Below are 15,744 nucleotides of genomic sequence, written 5' to 3' on the forward strand. Positions count from 1 at the left end.
TGTGAGACCTGCCGCCGCCGTGCCAGCCGTGCTCTGGGCGGCAGCCTCAGGGGCCTGGCTCGGCCAGGTGTTCCTGCCCTGGACCAGCCGTGGTCCGCTCTCCCGGGCGACACCGTTGGAGGCCGGGGCCTTGCGCCATGACGGCGTGCTCGGCTCCGTGCCCGCGTCCGTCGGTTGGCTCATCGTGCTGGTGCCGGCCGTGGCGGCGATCCTGCTCGTCACGGTGCCGTTGTCCGGCCGGGCCTGGCGCGTGCTGCGCTCGGTGCTGGCCGGCATCGCCTCGGCGATCCTGCTCGTCATCCTGGCCAGCCTGACCCGTGCGGAGCCGGACCGTTTCGGCCCCGGTGCATGGCTCGCGCTGGCCGGGGTCCTGCTTGCCGTCGGGGCCTTCGCCTCGTCGGTCGTGATCAAGGAGAACCGATGAACTTCTGTCCCCGTTGCGGCAACCAGCTCCCGCCGGGCGTGCGCTTCTGCCCCGCGTGCGGCAATCCGGTCCAAGCGGTCACCGCGGCGCCCCCGCCGCCTGCCGCGCCCCCGCCTGCCACGGCCACGGCGCCCCTGACCGGGCCACCGGTGCCGCCGCCCAGCGGCAGCGGTCGATCCCGTTGGCTCGTCCCGGCCCTGATCGGCGTGCTCACTCTGGTGGCGGCCTCGGTGGTCGGTCTGGTGGTGTGGAAGGTCTTCTTCGCCTCGGCCGGTGGTGCGGGCAACCCGGACGAGGCGGTCGAGGCGATGTTCGCCGCGGTCGAGTCGCAGGACCCGATCGAGGCACTGAAACTGGTCAACCCCGGTGAGGCCCGCAGTGTGGACGCACTCTACGAGAGCCTCAACGATCGCCTGGTGAGCCAGGAGCTCAAGTCGTCGGACAGCCTGCTGGAGGCCGGCAGCATCGACTTCACCGACCTCGAGTTGCGCACCGAGATGGTCAGTGACCACGCCGCCAAGGTGGACGTCGAGGACTTCACCGCCACCGTCACCTTCGACACCTCGAAGCTCCCGGACCGGCTATCGGGAGTCCGTGACGCGGTGCGCGACGAGGTCGGCGACACCTGGCAGAAGACCTACACGATCCGTGACCTGGAGTCGCCGACGTACTGGACCTATGACGAGGGTCGCGTCGGTGACGACGAGGACAGTGAATACGAGGACGGGTACGTCGACCACGAGATCGGCTTCTTCGTGATGGTCGTGGAGAAGGACGGCAGGTGGTACATCACCCCGGCCGGCACCTGGGCCGAGTACACGGCGATCATCGAGAGCAGGGACCACCGGGGTGGGGACTGGACGGCGTACGACCGAGCGCTCGGCCAGGACCCGATCACCTCGGCCGAGCCGGCGGACGTGATCGACGACCTCGCGGATGCCGCCGAGGGCGGCAACTTCTCGGACCTGCTGCGCCGGGTGCCCATCGAGCAGTCCGCGGTGCTGCAGCCGTTCGTCCACCTGGTCCAGGAGCCCTGGGACGACAACCGGCTGGGGCTGCGGATCGACATCAACCAACTCGACACCACCACCGAGGAGATGGGTGACGGTCTGGTCCGGCTCTGGCTCGACGCCGCGGACGTGGGCGTGACCTTCGAGGAGGAGGACTACTCCGACGAATACCTCAACCTCGGACTCGAGGGGGAGTGCGGCTGGTTTGAGGACGACTACGACTACGGGTCCGCCTGTGCCCCGCAGTGGCTCCTCGACGACTTCGGTCTCGACGGCGCGTTCGTTGTGCTGCGGGAGGTGAAGGGCGGCTATCAGCTCGATCCGCTGGCCACGGTGGTCGCGTACGCCGATGCGTTGGTGACCGGCTTCGGGGACCGGCCGCTGGACTCGTTCATCGATGCCGTGGACCGCGCCATCGAGACCCAGGAGGACGGCTACGTCGAGGAGTGGTTCGAGCGTCACTGTGACTGCAGCATCGATGACTATGACGAGTACTGAGCGGGTGCGTCCCGTCCATCTCATCCGGCGTGACCCGACGCTGCCCAAGAGCACCGTGCTCGGGGCGTTGGGACGCACCGGCCTCCTGGTTCTCAGTATGGGCGTCCTGGTCCTGTGCGCCGGCGCCAGCCTGGCGATCGGCGCCCAGGGCCTCTCCCTGGGCACGGTGTGGCACGAGGTACGGCACGACACCGGCACCATCGTCCGTGGCCTGCGGATGGACAGCACAGTGATCGCCGTCTGTGCCGGTGCGGCGCTGGCCTCGGTCGCGGTCTACGTCCTCGGCTCGGGCTGCAGCGCCGTCCTGGGGCTGCTCCTGACCGGCGCCGGACGGCGATGCCTCCTGCGGAGGCCACGGTCGCAGCCGAAGGCGCGGAACTCTTCGCTCCGGTGGCGTCGGGAGCCGAACCCGGCGCGGCGCAGAGCACGCCGGTCCAGCCGCCCGACGGGGTCAGCGTGCCGATCTGGTTGCTGTGGTTGATTGCACTCGGTGCCAGCGGGATCGCCCTGCTTTGGGCAGTGGTCTCGCACCAAAGGATGAAGTTGCTCCGCGCAGAACTGGACGCCTGAGCCGGCTCACCTCGGCGGTCAGAAGGGTGGTGTGTCGTCGACTGGTGCTGGTGGTGGGTCCCAGGGTGGGGTGCCGGGTCCGGTGTAGTGGTCCCACTCGGGTTCCCAGGGTTCGGGGATGTGGTCGTACTTGCCGCGGTGGCACAGTTGGTCGGGTGGGTCGATCGGCCAGCCCGGCGGACCGTAAGTGGTGGCGACGGCGGCGAGGTTGGTCTGGAGGTGTTGACGGTGTTCGCGAAGGTCGGCGGGTGTCCACTGGTGCTCGACCACGCGTCCCGCGGTCCGCTCGTGCGCGGCGGTATGTTCGGCACAGCCATCGGTGGGTCCGGTCGGTGCGGTGAGGTCGACGGTGCCGGCGTGGTCACGCAGGTAGCACCGGCCCTGGGGTGAGGTCCACACGAACACCCCCGCCCTGGGTTGGTGGTAATCCCACCCGGTCAGCGTCTTGTACCGGTGATGGCGCCGGCACAACGGCGCCAGGTTGCAACTGCAGGTCGCCCCACCCTCGCCGTGGGGGACGATGTGGTCCTTGTCGCATGCCCTGGCGGGTCGCGTACAGAACGGGAACACGCACGTCGGATGGGTCTGCTCGATCTGGCGGACCAGACGGTCGGGGATCTCGTAACGATCCACCTGGATGTGCTCACCGGTGTCGATCACCGGCGTGAGGACAAGGTCAGTGTCGGAGCGGCCGCACCAGTTCGCCACCATAGAGGCCAACACGGGGACGTCGTCGCGTTCCAGGCGACCCAACGCGACCGCGTCCGGGCACCCGCACCCGCACCCGCAGTCACTGTGGCTGTGGCTGTGGCGGGTGAGGGCGTCCGCGGACAGGTGCACCACCAGACGGACCTGCTTGCGCCGGGCACCAGGCCGGACCGGCATGGTGGGCTGGGCCGCGGCAGCAGGCTCGTCAGCGTTCGTCGCGTCGGCGTCGATGTCGTCGGCGTCGCCGGTTCCGTTGAGTAGCGTCAACGCAGCCTCCGGGTCCGCGAGGATCCCCACCGCCAGCGACCGTCGTACGTCCAGTGACTCCTCACACCCTGCTTCGCCCAACCGGGCTGCGAGGGCGTTGACGGTGTGCATGAAGTCGTCACAGTCCTTGAAGTCGGCATCGATCACGATGTGCGCCACCATCGAGGCCGACACATCCGCCAACATCCGCACCTGCCGCGCATCCAACGCAGCCTTGTCGGCTGCCTCCCGCTGTGCGGGGTGCAGCCGCAGCATCGCCTCGTCCAACAACTTGTCCAGCTTGCCCACACCCACCCGTGCCGCCACCGGAGCTACCCGCTCATCGATCCACGCCGCCACATCACCAGGGTGGCCGAGTGTGTGCTGCGCGATCCGACGGGCCCGCCACGCCTGGACCCGACCGGCCAGCACCTCACCCCACACACCAGGTAGCCGGTGCCGCAACTCCAACGCCTCGACCAGTAGCCGTTCTCCTGCGGCCTGTGACATTCCCAGTGCGGCGGCGAACTCCACACCCGCATCCCATGCGACCGCTGGTAGGTCATCCCAGTCCGGCACTTCGGTGCCGTCGACCAGGCACGGACCCGTCACTGCTTCGTCGTCACCGTCGGCGGGGTGTGCGTGTGCCCACGCCACCGCCGTGATGAGCAGTTGACGCTCCGCGTCATCGGCGATCCAGCGCCACCGGACCGCATCCGCCAGCACGTCACCAGCACCCGGCACGGGGCCGGGGCGGTGGGTGTGATCGCCGGTGGTCATGGACCCGATTCTACCTCGAGCAGATGTTCGAAAACAACACTTTGAACGGTACCGCGCGGGATTGTTTCCACAGGTCAGACCATGTTTTTACCCACCACGCAGGCGACCGCGTCAACCGGGTCAACCCTCGCACACACCCCCGACACTTGCCCCCGAAGACGGAAAGACAGCGCACGCTCGGGACGAACCAAGGCAGTCCGCGGCGATTCCGAACGCGGGGAAGGATGAGACCCGATCAGCCGCCGGAGACCAGCACCGGTACTGCTTCCTTCACCCGCAACTCCACACCAGGACCCGTCGTGGTGACCGTGCCCGCGACCGGCAGGAACGGACCACCGTCCACGCTGTACTCCGCAGCCCACACCACATCCACACTCACCATCACCTGCTCATGCACATCCGGATAGGTGTGGGAGACGTAATCACTCATCGGACGCCCCTTCTCGAACACCCTCCCCGGCGACGTCGTCGAGAACGACGACCCATCCCCGGGATGCCACACGAACTGCACCGGACGGATCCGCAAGACCACCTGGCGCCCCAACAACGACACCGACTCTTCGAACGGCGTTGCCTCCGTACGGAACAACGTCTCCAGATTCACCAACGTCACCCCACCCGGCGGCTGCACCACCACCACTGATGCCGGGATCACCACATCCTCGAACGCCTGCCGCACCAAGGTCGCCGTGTCCACGCCACCCTCGACCACCTCCGCACAACGATTCGTCAACGTACGACGATCCGCGTTCCCTGCCTGCTCGAAGAACTGGAAACAGTGCTCCCACTCCAACGACCCCACCACCGTCGGCACCGAGGTACGACGCCACTCCACCCTCGGCTTTGGATCAGCCTTCTCAGCCAGCGGCTTGCACCCACTCTTGTCTGTTCCGTGGATGGTGAACGCGTGCGGTGACGCACTCGCGCTCGCCCTTGATCCGCAGCGATTCGAGTCGGTTCGTGGGTCCGCGACTGCCGCACCCGCTGCAGTGAGGCAGATGGCCATGGCCATGCCGCATGCGATCGCAGATGAGGAAGGTCCAAACCTGTGAATCGGCATCTCAGATCCCGATGTCAGTTATGCGCCAGTGGCCATCGACGACAGCGAGATAGAAATCCCACGCCAGATCACTCTCCTGGAATGCGACGGGTTCCGCTCCCGCTGACTCGACAGTCTTGCCCGAGTTGAAATGAAGGCCCGCCGAGACCTGTGCCTCCAACTCCGTGGTGCCAGGTTCAAGATGCAACTCGCTGACCTCTACCGGTTCGCCAGCGTTCACAGTGATCGATCCACCTGCGTCGTAGATCTCGAAGTAGGACTCTGCAAGCGAGGCACAAGTCACGCATCCTTCAGCGCTCATCGCGCGCATCCGCGTCGTGTCCCCATTGAGGGTGGCTGCGTTGTATGCCTCCACCCACGCACGCACGAACTCCTCCGGCTCCACCTCACTCGCCGGCAACTCCTCGACCCCCACCGACTCCGACGCACTCGGCGACACCGGCGCTGAGGGCGACAACGACGGCAACTCCACCGGCTCTGCCGGCTCGTCGTCACCGCACCCAGCCAGCACCAACACCGGCACACACGCCACGACCACCGCGACCCGTCGCATGAAACCCATCAGACCGTCCACTTTCCCGAGACAACAACGAACGGCGAAACCACCCACGACCCTAGAGCCAACCCGGACAATCCGGAATGGCGTCCCACGCAGCCTGTGGACAGCGCAGAAAGGCGGCCGGTCAGACCATCTTCTTCATCACCGCGTCGGGTGCCAGCTTCATCACCACACCGAGCGGCGCCCACGGCAGCGGCGGGACACTTGCGGAGGCCTTCTCCTTCTCGATGGCGTGGACGATCGCCTTGACGCCCTTCTCGGTGGAGACCTGGAACGGCTGCGCGCCGGGGACGTCGTTCATCTCCGAGTCGATGAAGCCGGGGTAGATCACCGACACCTTGATCCTCGTGCCGTGCAGTTCGGCGCGCAGTCCCTCGGCGAGGTGGGCGACCCCGGCCTTGGTCGCGGCGTACGTCGTCATCGCCTTCGGCATCCCGCGCATCGCCGACATCGACGAGATCATCACCAGGTGGCCGCGCTCCTGGGCCCGGAAGATCTCCATCGCCGCCTCAGCCTGGGCCAGCGCGCCGATGAAGTTGGTCATCGCGGTCTCCCGGTTGGCGTCATAACGGCCGGTGCCCAGCGGCGTACCCTTGCCCAGCCCGGCATTGATCACCACCCGGTCCAGCGTCCCGAAGTCGTCGGCAAAGGCGTGGAAGACCTCGAAGACCTGGTCGTCGTCGGTCACGTCGAGTGCGCGGATCTCGATGCGGCGCTGCGGGTGGCGCGCGAGGATCTCGCCCTTGAGGGCCTCGAGCTTCTCGGTACGCCGCGCACCGAGCGCCAGGTCGTGCCCCCGGTCGGCGAACTGGCGGGCCATTTCTGCGCCGAGTCCGGAGCTGGCGCCGGTGATCAGGATCGTCTTCGTCATGGGCCTGAGTCTGTCAGCCCAGGAAGACCTGCGCCCAATAGCGCTGCCCGTTCGATCCCACCGCCCAAGCCACGGCAACGCTGGTGTACTTCGTGCTGAGGATGTTGGCCCGGTGTCCGGAGGAGTTCATCCAACCTGCCATCACAGCGGCGTCGGAGGAGAAGCCATAAGCCACGTTCTCGCCGACGGCTGAGGCGCCACACGACGTCATCACGCCAGTCAGATCGGCATTGTGGAACATCTTGTCGGCCGCAGCCTGTGCGTCCGCCTGCTTCTGGGCCGCTCGCTGCGCGCATGAGCTGAGTTTCAGCGCGCGCAGGCAACTGGGGGTCTTGGACGCCTTGAATCGTTCGTTGTTGGTCAGGTTCACCGCGTTGGATCCCGTCTTGGCGGGGGCAGCGCACTTCGCCGGCGCCGGGGTCGGCTCGGGCTTCGGCTTGGCTGTCGGCTTCGGAGTCGCCGTCGGCTTGGGCTTCGGCTTGGGCGTGCTGGAGGGCTTCGGCGTCGACCGCGGGGTCGGCCTGTTCGAGGGTTTCGCGGTCGACGGCTTGGCAGTCGCGGACTGCGCCGCGCTCGGAGTCTTGCTGGGCGTCTGGTCCGCCTCGGTGGGTGATGCGGACCCAGTGGGGGTGACAGTTGCAGACGCCGTCTCAGATTCAGCGGGCGACGAAGACAACGGCGACACGGGCGCCGTACTGCTGGGAGCGGCGGAAGGATCGGAGGCGGAGCTCGCTGCGTCCGGGGTCGCCTCCCCGCAACCGGCGAGCACGAGCATCGCACCACCCAGGAACCACCCGACACGACCAGCCAGGTGAACACTTCGCATCCCGACCCCCCTTTCGTGTTCGAAGTGTGGCACTGACGGTGTCGCGGCGGAAGCGACTCGCGTAATCTCCTCAACCATGAGCGGTCGAGTGGTGCACTTCGAGCTTCCCTACGTGGATGGTGAACGGGCCAGGTCCTTCTATGCCGAGGCGTTCGGCTGGGAGGTCACCGAGGCGGGGCGCGGCTACATGCACGCCGTGACCGGCCCGTCGGAGGACTTCGAGCCGACCGGACCGGGCTATGTCAACGGCGGCCTGCTGCGCAGCGAGGGCCCCGGCCAGGGACCGATCATCGTCATCGAGGTCGACGACCTCGAGGCTTCCCTGGCCAAGGTGGTCGACCTGGGCGCCACCGTCATCCTGCCCGCGACCAAGGCCGGCGACAGCGGCTCCGCGGCGTACATCAAGGACGTCGAGGGCAACATCGTCAGCCTCTGGCAGCGGCCCTGACCCCACGACGCATCAGGCATCATGACAGGGATCACGCCGACGCCACGGGCGCCTGCGTGACCTGAACACCATGTCGAGCGTTTTGCCTCACGACAGCACTACATCAGAGATCCGGAGTACCGAGCGTGGAAACCGAAGTCGTCGTCCAGGCGCGCGCGGTCGGCAAGTCATTCCGGGGCAGCGACGGCGAGCCGGTGACCGTCCTCAAGGACGTCTCCCTGACCGTTCGACGCGGGCAGGTCGCGGTGGTCACCGGTCCCTCGGGCGCAGGCAAGTCGGTCTTCCTCCAGGTGATTGCCGGCCTCGAACCGGTCGACTCCGGCACCGTGACGGTCGCCGACAACGAACTCACCGAGCTCGGCGACCGGGCGCTGACCGCGTTCCGCCGCTCGGAGATCGGGTTCGCTTCGCAGATCCCCAACCTGCTGCCCCACCTGAGCGCCCGCGACAACGTGCTGCTCCCGCTCAAGCTCGCCGGCCGCGCGGTCGAGGAGACCCTGCTCGCCGAGCTCGCCGACCGGGTCGGGCTGGCCGGCAGGCTCCACCACCACCCCGCCGAACTCTCAGCCGGGCAGCAGGCCCGCGTCCAGATGATCCGCGCCATCCTGGTCGGCCCCGAGGTGCTCCTGGCCGACGACCCGACCGCCTTCCTGGATGCCGATTCCGCCGGCCTGGTGCTGGACCTGCTCGACGAACTCGTCACCCAGCACGGACTCACCGCGATCATCGCCACCCGCGACCCCGCGCTGCTGCGCCGCGCCGACCGGATCCGCCGCCTCGCCAACGGCCGCGCGGTGGGTGCCGACGGCAAGCCGTTGCGGCCCAAGCGTCGTCCGCAGCCTGCCCGGGCGCCAGCGCCGGCAGGTGCCGGGTCGTGAACCTGGGCGTCCTCCTTGCCACTGCCCGTGGCGAGATCGCTGGCCATCGGGCGCGCACCACCACCCTGGTGGTCATGGTCGCCCTGGCGACGGCACTGCTCACCAGCGCGGTCGTCCTCGGCGCCACGGTGCAGTCCGGGGTCCAGCAGGCCACCTCGGTCCAGTACGACGGCGCCGGCGTGGTCGTGGAGACCGGCGCCGGGCCCGACGGCGAGGTCCGTACGCCGGACGGCCTCACCGCTTCCGACCTGGAGCGCCTGGCCAGCATCGACGGCGTCGAGGCAGTCTCCGGCCTGGTCACCATCCGGGCCACCGCGCAGACCCAGGGCGTCAGCCGCGGCGTGGTGATCGAGTCGCTGCCGGCCCAGGGCCCCGGCCGCTGGCAGGGCTATGCCGCAGGCCGCGCCCCGAACGCCGCCGACGAGGTGGCGCTCAGCGGTGACGTCCTGGACGCCCTCAAGGTCGGGGTCGGTGACCAGGTCGCGCTCAGTCGCGCCGGCATCGCCCGCAACAACTACAAGGTCGTCGGCGAGGTCGACGTGCAGGGATCCGCGACGTACGGCGTCAGCGGCTATGGCGTCGTCACCCCCGAACTGGCCCACACGCTCGCGGACCGCGAGGGGGACAACGTCGCCCTGGTGGCATTGGCCGAGGGCGCCGACCCGGCCGCTGTGGTCGCCGCGGTGGACGAGTCCGGGCTCGGCTGGGCAACCACCACCGGTGAGGCCGCGGACCGGGCAGCCGGGGAGACCGGGCGCGAACTCCGTGGGTTCGACGCGGTCGCCCTCACCTTCCTGGCCGGTGCCGTCCTGGCGGCCGGCCTGATCGCCGCCGCAGCGGCCTGCATCAGCATGGCCGCGCGTCGCCGCGGACTCTCGTTGCTCCGGCTGGCCGGCGCCGGGCGGGGCGACCTGCTCGTCATCGGCCTGATCGAGGCCCTCGCGCTCGGCCTGGCCGGAGCCGTGATCGGTGTGGTGGCGGGGATCCTGCTCGCGTTCGCGGTGCCGCTGCTGCTGGCACTGGTGCCTGGCCTGGTGTCGCTGCCCGCGGCGGCGCTCACCATCGAACCCGGCGGTGTCGCGGTGGCGGTGGTGCTCGGCGTCCTCACCGGCGTGCCCGCGACCCTGCTCCCGGCCTGGCTGGTCGGGCGTGACCCGGCCGCCGAGGCGAGCCGCGCGGCCAGCGTGCCGGCGCGCCACCGCTCGCGCGACCTGATCGTGCTCGGTGCCGCAGCCGCCCTGGTCGTGCTCGGCGCGGCACTGGTGATCCTGGCCAACTCCACCCGCACCACCTGGGCCGCCTGCGCGGCGATCCTGGTCGGCGCAGTGCTGGCGTTGCCGACGTTGGTCCGGTTGCTCGCGCTGGGCGTGCTGCGCACCAAGCCCGTACGCCGCGACCCGGCACGGTCGCTGGCCGTCGGCTGGCTCGCCGAGCAGCCGGGACGGGCGGCCGGTGAGGGGATCGGACTGGCCCTGGCCTGTGTCCTGGTCTCGTTCAGTTGGGTGACCCTGGGCTCCTTCCACGACGCGGTCGACGACGTGGCCACGCAGGGGCAGACTGCTGACCTGGTGGTGGGCTCGACGACGTCGACCCCGCTCTCGACCCTGGCGCTCTCCGAACTGGACCGCGTCCCCGGCGTGGAGGCGCTGGCGGTGCTCCCGGTCGGCGCGGACGTCACCGTGACCGGCGCCAACGGTGCCAGCCTGCCGGCCGGTGTTGTCGGCGCGGCCCCGGGGCTGGAGCGGGTGCTCGGCAGGCCGCTGGGCGTCGGTGAGATCGATCCGGGCACGGTCTACCTGCCGGCCTCGGCCACTCCGCCGTACGACGACGGGGTCACGGTGACCCTGCAGGGGTCGTTCGGCACGCGGACCAACCTGCCCGTCGTCTATGTCGACGACCTGCCGGTGCCAGTGCTGGTGGCGCCGGACCTGCTCGAGGCGGTCTCGCTGGGCACCGAGGACCGGATCGTGTGGATCAGCGTGGCTGAGGGAACCGACGGCGCCACCGTCATCGAAGAGGTCAGCGGCATTGCCCTGCTCGATGCGGACACCACCATTAGCGGCGCCCTGCCGGCCAGCCTGCGCACGGGCGCAGTGGTGGGTGTTGCCGAGACGGCGGCGTTGGCGTTCCTGGGGCTGGCGGTGCTGTTCGCGGTCGGCGCCATGCTGGTGGCCGGGTCGCAGTCGGTGCGCGAGCGCGACGGGGAGCACGTGATGCTCCATGCGATGGGGGTGGAGCGGCCCTCGCTGCACCGGCTGTTGATGATGCGGCTGCTCGTGGTGGGCACGGTCGGGATTGGTGTGGGGCTGGTGACCGGTTCCATACTGGGATGGGTCGTCTCGCGTGCCGTCGCCGATGGTCTCGGGATCGAGGCGCACCCGGTGGTGCCGTGGCTGCCGGCGATAGCGGTGGCGGTCGTGCTCTTCCTGATGGTGCGGATGGCATGTGTACTTCCGATGGAGCGGGCCTCCCTGGCCCGCCCGGCTCAAGCGTTGGCGGTGAACGGATGAAGACTCGATCCAGGCGATGGGCACGGGCCCTCGGTGGTGGCGCGGCTGTGGTGCTGCTCGGCGGTGGGCTCGCGCTGGTCGGTGCTGCGCCGGCGACGGCCGTGGAGGTCGAGGCCAACTGCACAGTCACGGGAACTGCCGTCAAGCCGTTGTTGACCATCACCGATGACTTGACCGCACCTGCACAGGTCACGGCGGGGAAGTCGTACGTTGCGACGGGAACCGTGACTGTGGCATTCGATTCAGGGTTTGCATTCCTCGCCAGGACCTTCTGGGGGAACAGGGCGTCCTTGTCAGGGGATCTTCCGTTCGTGGTCACCACTGGCGCGGGCACGCAACAGACGACGACAACGTTCTCGGCGAATGCGAGCAGTTTCACCGGCAATTCCTTGGTGTTCAAGCTTCCCGTGACTGTTCCGGTCACGGTTCCGGGATCTGGCAGTGGACGCAGCACCGTCGCGCTGGCGAGGGACTTCGATGGCTCTGAGCTACGAGTTGGCTTGGGGTCACCCGGCAACAGCCCTGGCGTCATGAATTGCGACTTGAAGAGTACGCCGACGATGACCAGCTCGACGATCATTGCGGCTCCTTCCACGCCATCGCCGTCCCCGACCAACCCCGGCGACGGCGGCTCCGGCGGTGACGGTGGCTCTGGGGGCGACGGTGGTGGCACCGGGGAAGGCGGCACGGGCACGGGTGGCGAAGGTGGCACGGGGGGCGGCACGACCGGCCCCGGTTCCGAAGGCTCCACAACGTCACCCGGCAGTCCAGGCGGTGGTTTCGGTGGCGTGACCACCCGCCCGGGCACGTCGGGTGGGTCGTCGTCGGGGGGCAGCAACGCGGTCATTCCGCCGAACCTCCTGGCGCCCAACGAGAGTTTGCCTGGCGCCGGTTCCTCCGAGACCCCTGATGGGGCACCCGACGGTGCGCCAGCCGATGATGCTCCCGAGAGCGCCGGCAACCCCAGCACGGACCTCGCTCACGTCGCGCTGCCGCCGCAGACCCAGGCAGACGGCGTACCGGCCCCAGCCTGGATCGTGGTGATCCTGGCCGCGGTGGTCGGCGGGATCGTGCTCTTCCTCGCCCGCTTCCGGATGAAGGCGCGCATCGCCCGGATGGACTGAACGGTCTGCCCAATCATGTCGGGCTGGCGGTCACGGGGTTCCTGGGATCCTGTCGATCCAGTAGCCGGGTGTTCGCTTGGCGTGAGTGACGGCCACGATCCAGAGTGTTTCTCCACCTATGGTGTACACCATCCCGTACTCATCGAACTGGCTCAGTTGGATCTTGCACCTCGGGTGTGACCGGCAGAGCAGGGTGCTCGTACCTCTTGGGCACGTGCGGGTGATGCGCCGCGTGGGCAACAGCGGTGAACACCGCCGCCGCAAAGGATCACCCGAGACCCGGTTGTCGTTCGTCGGACCAGTCGTACCCGCGCTGGAGGTCCGCAATTGCATCAGGGGCCCATCTGGGCGTGCAGGTCACTGGCCGAAGCGCTTGCGGACCTCGGTGTCCGGAAAGCCCGTCGTGCTCGGCTCGTCCTGGGTGAGGGACGGCGTTCACGGAACGGCGTACGGCTCCCAGCCGCCGGGGAGGCTCGGTGCAGTCTGCATGAGCACGGCCGGCACGGCAGCGATCGTCAGGGGATAGTCCCACTGACTGCCGTGTGCCCACACGACCTCCCACTGGCTGTTGCTCAATGCCCACACCAGGGGGCCGGAGTACCCGCTCTGCCCGGGGTTGCAGACGGTCTCGACCGAACCAATGCCATAGCCAGCGAATCCGGACATCGTCGACGCATCGGGAAGGGCGGGTCCATCGACATAGCCCTCCACCGCGATCGTGACGGAGACCGGTGGTTGCCCGTCGCCGCATCCGGGGTCGTAGTCACGAACTGCACTGGCGAACTCCTGGTGCGCTGGCAGCGCATCACGGAACGCTGCTTCGAAGAAGAGTTGGTCATCCATGCTCGCGCCGTTGCCGGTGAGGAGCGGTGGTTCGTAGTCGACCACGCCCTCCGCCGCCGGGGTGGCCGGCGAGCCGTCTGCGCCTGCGTCGGCATGGCTCACTGTCAGTGCGTCGACCGGGACCATTCCCCAGCTGGTCACGGCTCCTTCGTCCAGCATCGTCTTCATGGTCCCGCTGGCAATATCGATCACCGCCGTCGTCAGTGGGATGCCGTTGCCGACCGTCACCGTCAGCCTGCTGCTGTCAGGTGCCCACACCAGCCTGCCTTCGCTCTGTCCCAGATCGCCGGTGAGGAGCCGTTCCCCGTTGCCATCCGGGTCCATGAGCCCCACATGGCTCATGGGGCCCATGTCAGGCGCGAAGGCGAAATCGACGTACGCGATCGTGGCGCCGTCGGGAGACCACGCGAAGTTCCTCCTGTCCTCAAGCCCCGTGTCTTCGGTGGCGTAGATCCGCCGCGGCTCCGACCCGGGTGACTCTGTGAGGAACCAGGCGTTGGAAGTGTTGCCGGTGTTTTCGTCATAGCTGAGTTCGGGATGGATGTATTGCCCGTCGGGGCCGAACGCGGGTGCGGCGCCAGAGCGACCGCTGTCGAGGAACTTGGCCTCACTGGAGCGAGTGCTCTTCGCAGGATCGACCGACACCACCCCTTGATCACCGTCCTGGCCCCAACCGAAGACGATCAGTTCCTCGTCGGTCCATGCCAAGGGATAGGACGATGCCCACTGGTCGGTCTCGACGACGCTACGCGACTCGCCCCCGGAGACTGGCACAACCCGGATGTCCCCCTCGAGCAGGCCGGTGCTCTGATCGACGACGACATAGGCCACCTCGCGGCCGTCGGGGGAGAGCAGGCCATGAGCACCGTCCGCCAGCACGACCGGGTCGCTGCCATCGGGGTTGGCCAGGACGACCTGGGTGCTTGAGCTGCTCGGGTCGCTCGCGTCGAGGGTCCACGCCGTGTAGACGATCTTCTCGACCATCTCCGGTCCAGCCGCTGGCTCAGCACCTTGCGCCGCGGGTGTGTCGCTCGGTGAGGACGCGCTCGGCGCTGGGTCGTCGGTGGTGAGGATGTGGTGCAGGGCGAGGCCACCGCCGGCCAGTGTTGCGGTGGCGAGGGCGGCGACGGCGAGCTTGCCGCCGAGGGTCGACAGGAAGCCTCCGCCGCCGCTCGTGGTGGCGCTACCGCCGGCGCCTGCGCTCGCCGTACCTGCGGGTGCTGTGGTTGCGGGTGCCGTTGCGCTGGAGGTGCTCCCGGTGGCGACGTGTCCGCCCGTGGCCGGGTCGGTTGCGGCACCCGCGGCGCCGGCCGAGGAAGGGCCCGTGCTGGCGCCCGGGACGAGAACCCCCGATGCCAGGAGCCCGCCGGAGGCGATGGCGCCGACCATGGTGCCGACGGCGGTCGGGGTGGCCCAGTCGGCGCCGTGGCGGGCGGTGGCTGCGGCCTCGAAGTGGTGCAGCCAGGTGGCGATGTCCTGCGGCCGCTGGGCGGGATCCTTGGCGGTGCCCCAGGCGAGGAAGTTGGCCAGATCGTCACCGAGGTCGGGGACGAAGTGGCGTGGGTCGGGCAACGGGTGGTGGACGTGCTTGTTGCGGATGTCGTCGATGGTGTCGCCGGTGAACGGCCGTTGCCCGGCGAGCACCTCATAGAGGGTGACGGTGAGCGAGTAGATGTCGCTGCGGTGGTCGCGGTAACCGTGGGCGACCTGCTCGGGTGGGGCATAGGCGGGTGAGCCCCACGGCGAGACGGAGTCGTCGGTGATCCAGCCGGGCAGTGCGGCGAGCCCGAAGTCGATCAGCCGGGAGGCGCCGCTGGCGGTGACCAGGATGTTGGCCGGCTTGACGTCGCCGTGCACCAGTCCGGCAGCGTGGACGGCGCCAAGTCCGGTGGCGGCGTCGCGCAGCACGGTCAGCGCATCCGTGGCCCGCAGCGTGGTGTGCTCGTCGAGCAGGGCACGCAGCGAGCAGCCCGGGACCAGGTCGGTGACCAGTGCCAGGAGCGGAGGCTGGTCCAGTACGTCGAGCACCTTCAGCGTGTGGGGGGAGTCGACAGACCCCAGCGCTGCCGCCTCGGCCAGCAACTGGCTGCGGGCCATGCCAGCCTCGGCACCGCCGATCCGGTCGAGCATCTTCACCGCGACCTGGGCGCCAGTGGCCTCGTCCCGGGCCTCCCACACGGTGCCGAAGCCACCGGATCCGAGCAGGCGGACCAGTTGGTAGCGCCCCAACCGCTGGGGGCCCTCGAGGGCGCCGGCGGCATCCACGGTCGACCCGCCCCTGTCCAGCAGTACGCCGCACCCGGGGCAGGTCGACCCCGCCATCGCCAGCGAGGTTCCACACTCGACACAGAACCTGTTCATCGTTCACTTCCTCCGGGGGATCTCTTCA

At 68.9% G+C, this 15,744-nt stretch carries 14 protein-coding genes; 8 read left to right on the plus strand and 6 right to left on the minus strand.

Annotation, left to right across the window (positions count from 1 at the left end; genetic code table 11):
- Window position 1 precedes the first annotated feature (1 nt).
- From Q9R27_RS00450 to Q9R27_RS00460, 3 genes are read left to right on the plus strand one after another with little or no spacing between them, the layout of a single operon-like run.
- On the plus strand, window positions 2-424 hold the full coding sequence (locus Q9R27_RS00450) for a hypothetical protein (protein WP_311250354.1): 423 nt from the start codon (window positions 2-4) through the stop codon (window positions 422-424).
- Entirely contained in the window at window positions 421-1,932 is a 1,512-nt protein-coding gene (locus Q9R27_RS00455; protein WP_311250355.1) for a zinc ribbon domain-containing protein, read from the plus strand. The genes Q9R27_RS00450 and Q9R27_RS00455 overlap by 4 nt, the downstream gene beginning before the upstream one ends.
- Entirely contained in the window at window positions 1,919-2,413 is a 495-nt protein-coding gene (locus Q9R27_RS00460; protein ID WP_311250356.1) for a hypothetical protein, read from the plus strand. Before Q9R27_RS00455 ends, Q9R27_RS00460 begins: the two co-directional genes overlap by 14 nt.
- 107 nt (window positions 2,414-2,520) lie before the next feature.
- Here Q9R27_RS00460 and Q9R27_RS00465 read toward each other — a convergent pair whose 3' ends face one another.
- The 5 genes from Q9R27_RS00465 to Q9R27_RS00485 form a co-directional block, all read right to left on the minus strand.
- Window positions 2,521-4,236 (minus strand): HNH endonuclease signature motif containing protein, encoded by a 1,716-nt coding sequence (locus Q9R27_RS00465; protein ID WP_311250357.1) that lies wholly within the window; start codon window positions 4,234-4,236, stop codon window positions 2,521-2,523.
- 235 nt (window positions 4,237-4,471) lie between these two features.
- The gene (locus Q9R27_RS00470; protein WP_311250358.1) at window positions 4,472-4,933 is read right to left on the minus strand and encodes a hypothetical protein; all 462 of its coding nucleotides are present in this window, start codon (window positions 4,931-4,933) and stop codon (window positions 4,472-4,474) included.
- Window positions 4,934-5,297: 364 nt separating this feature from the next.
- Entirely contained in the window at window positions 5,298-5,870 is a 573-nt protein-coding gene (locus Q9R27_RS00475; protein ID WP_311250359.1) for a DUF6318 family protein, read from the minus strand.
- Window positions 5,871-5,979: 109 nt separating this feature from the next.
- Entirely contained in the window at window positions 5,980-6,726 is a 747-nt protein-coding gene (locus tag Q9R27_RS00480; RefSeq protein WP_311250360.1) for an SDR family oxidoreductase, read from the minus strand.
- A gap of 13 nt (window positions 6,727-6,739) precedes the next feature.
- Complete coding sequence (locus Q9R27_RS00485; protein ID WP_311250361.1) at window positions 6,740-7,096, minus strand: CAP domain-containing protein; 357 nt, start codon at window positions 7,094-7,096, stop codon at window positions 6,740-6,742.
- 4 nt (window positions 7,097-7,100) lie between these two features.
- On the opposite strand from Q9R27_RS00485, the gene Q9R27_RS00490 reads away from it, so the two are divergent.
- The 5 genes from Q9R27_RS00490 (at window position 7,101) to Q9R27_RS00510 (ending at window position 12,512) form a co-directional block, all read left to right on the plus strand.
- Complete coding sequence (locus Q9R27_RS00490; protein WP_311250362.1) at window positions 7,101-7,541, plus strand: hypothetical protein; 441 nt, start codon at window positions 7,101-7,103, stop codon at window positions 7,539-7,541.
- Between the two features lie 87 nt (window positions 7,542-7,628).
- On the plus strand, window positions 7,629-8,000 hold the full coding sequence (locus tag Q9R27_RS00495) for a VOC family protein (RefSeq protein ID WP_311250363.1): 372 nt from the start codon (window positions 7,629-7,631) through the stop codon (window positions 7,998-8,000).
- Between the two features lie 125 nt (window positions 8,001-8,125).
- Window positions 8,126-8,878, plus strand: coding sequence for an ATP-binding cassette domain-containing protein (locus Q9R27_RS00500; protein WP_311250364.1), 753 nt, complete (start codon window positions 8,126-8,128; stop codon window positions 8,876-8,878).
- The gene (locus tag Q9R27_RS00505) at window positions 8,875-11,388 is read left to right on the plus strand and encodes an FtsX-like permease family protein (protein ID WP_311250365.1); all 2,514 of its coding nucleotides are present in this window, start codon (window positions 8,875-8,877) and stop codon (window positions 11,386-11,388) included. Before Q9R27_RS00500 ends, Q9R27_RS00505 begins: the two co-directional genes overlap by 4 nt.
- Before the next feature lie 47 nt (window positions 11,389-11,435).
- On the plus strand, window positions 11,436-12,512 hold the full coding sequence (locus tag Q9R27_RS00510; RefSeq protein ID WP_311250366.1) for a hypothetical protein: 1,077 nt from the start codon (window positions 11,436-11,438) through the stop codon (window positions 12,510-12,512).
- 435 nt (window positions 12,513-12,947) lie between these two features.
- Here the strand turns inward: Q9R27_RS00510 and Q9R27_RS00515 are convergent, their stop codons facing one another.
- Complete coding sequence (locus Q9R27_RS00515; protein WP_311250367.1) at window positions 12,948-15,716, minus strand: protein kinase domain-containing protein; 2,769 nt, start codon at window positions 15,714-15,716, stop codon at window positions 12,948-12,950.
- Window positions 15,717-15,744 lie beyond the last annotated feature (28 nt).

Origin of the sequence: Nocardioides sp. AE5 (assembly GCF_031844485.1) — a bacterium.
Lineage (GTDB): Bacteria > Actinomycetota > Actinomycetes > Propionibacteriales > Nocardioidaceae > Nocardioides.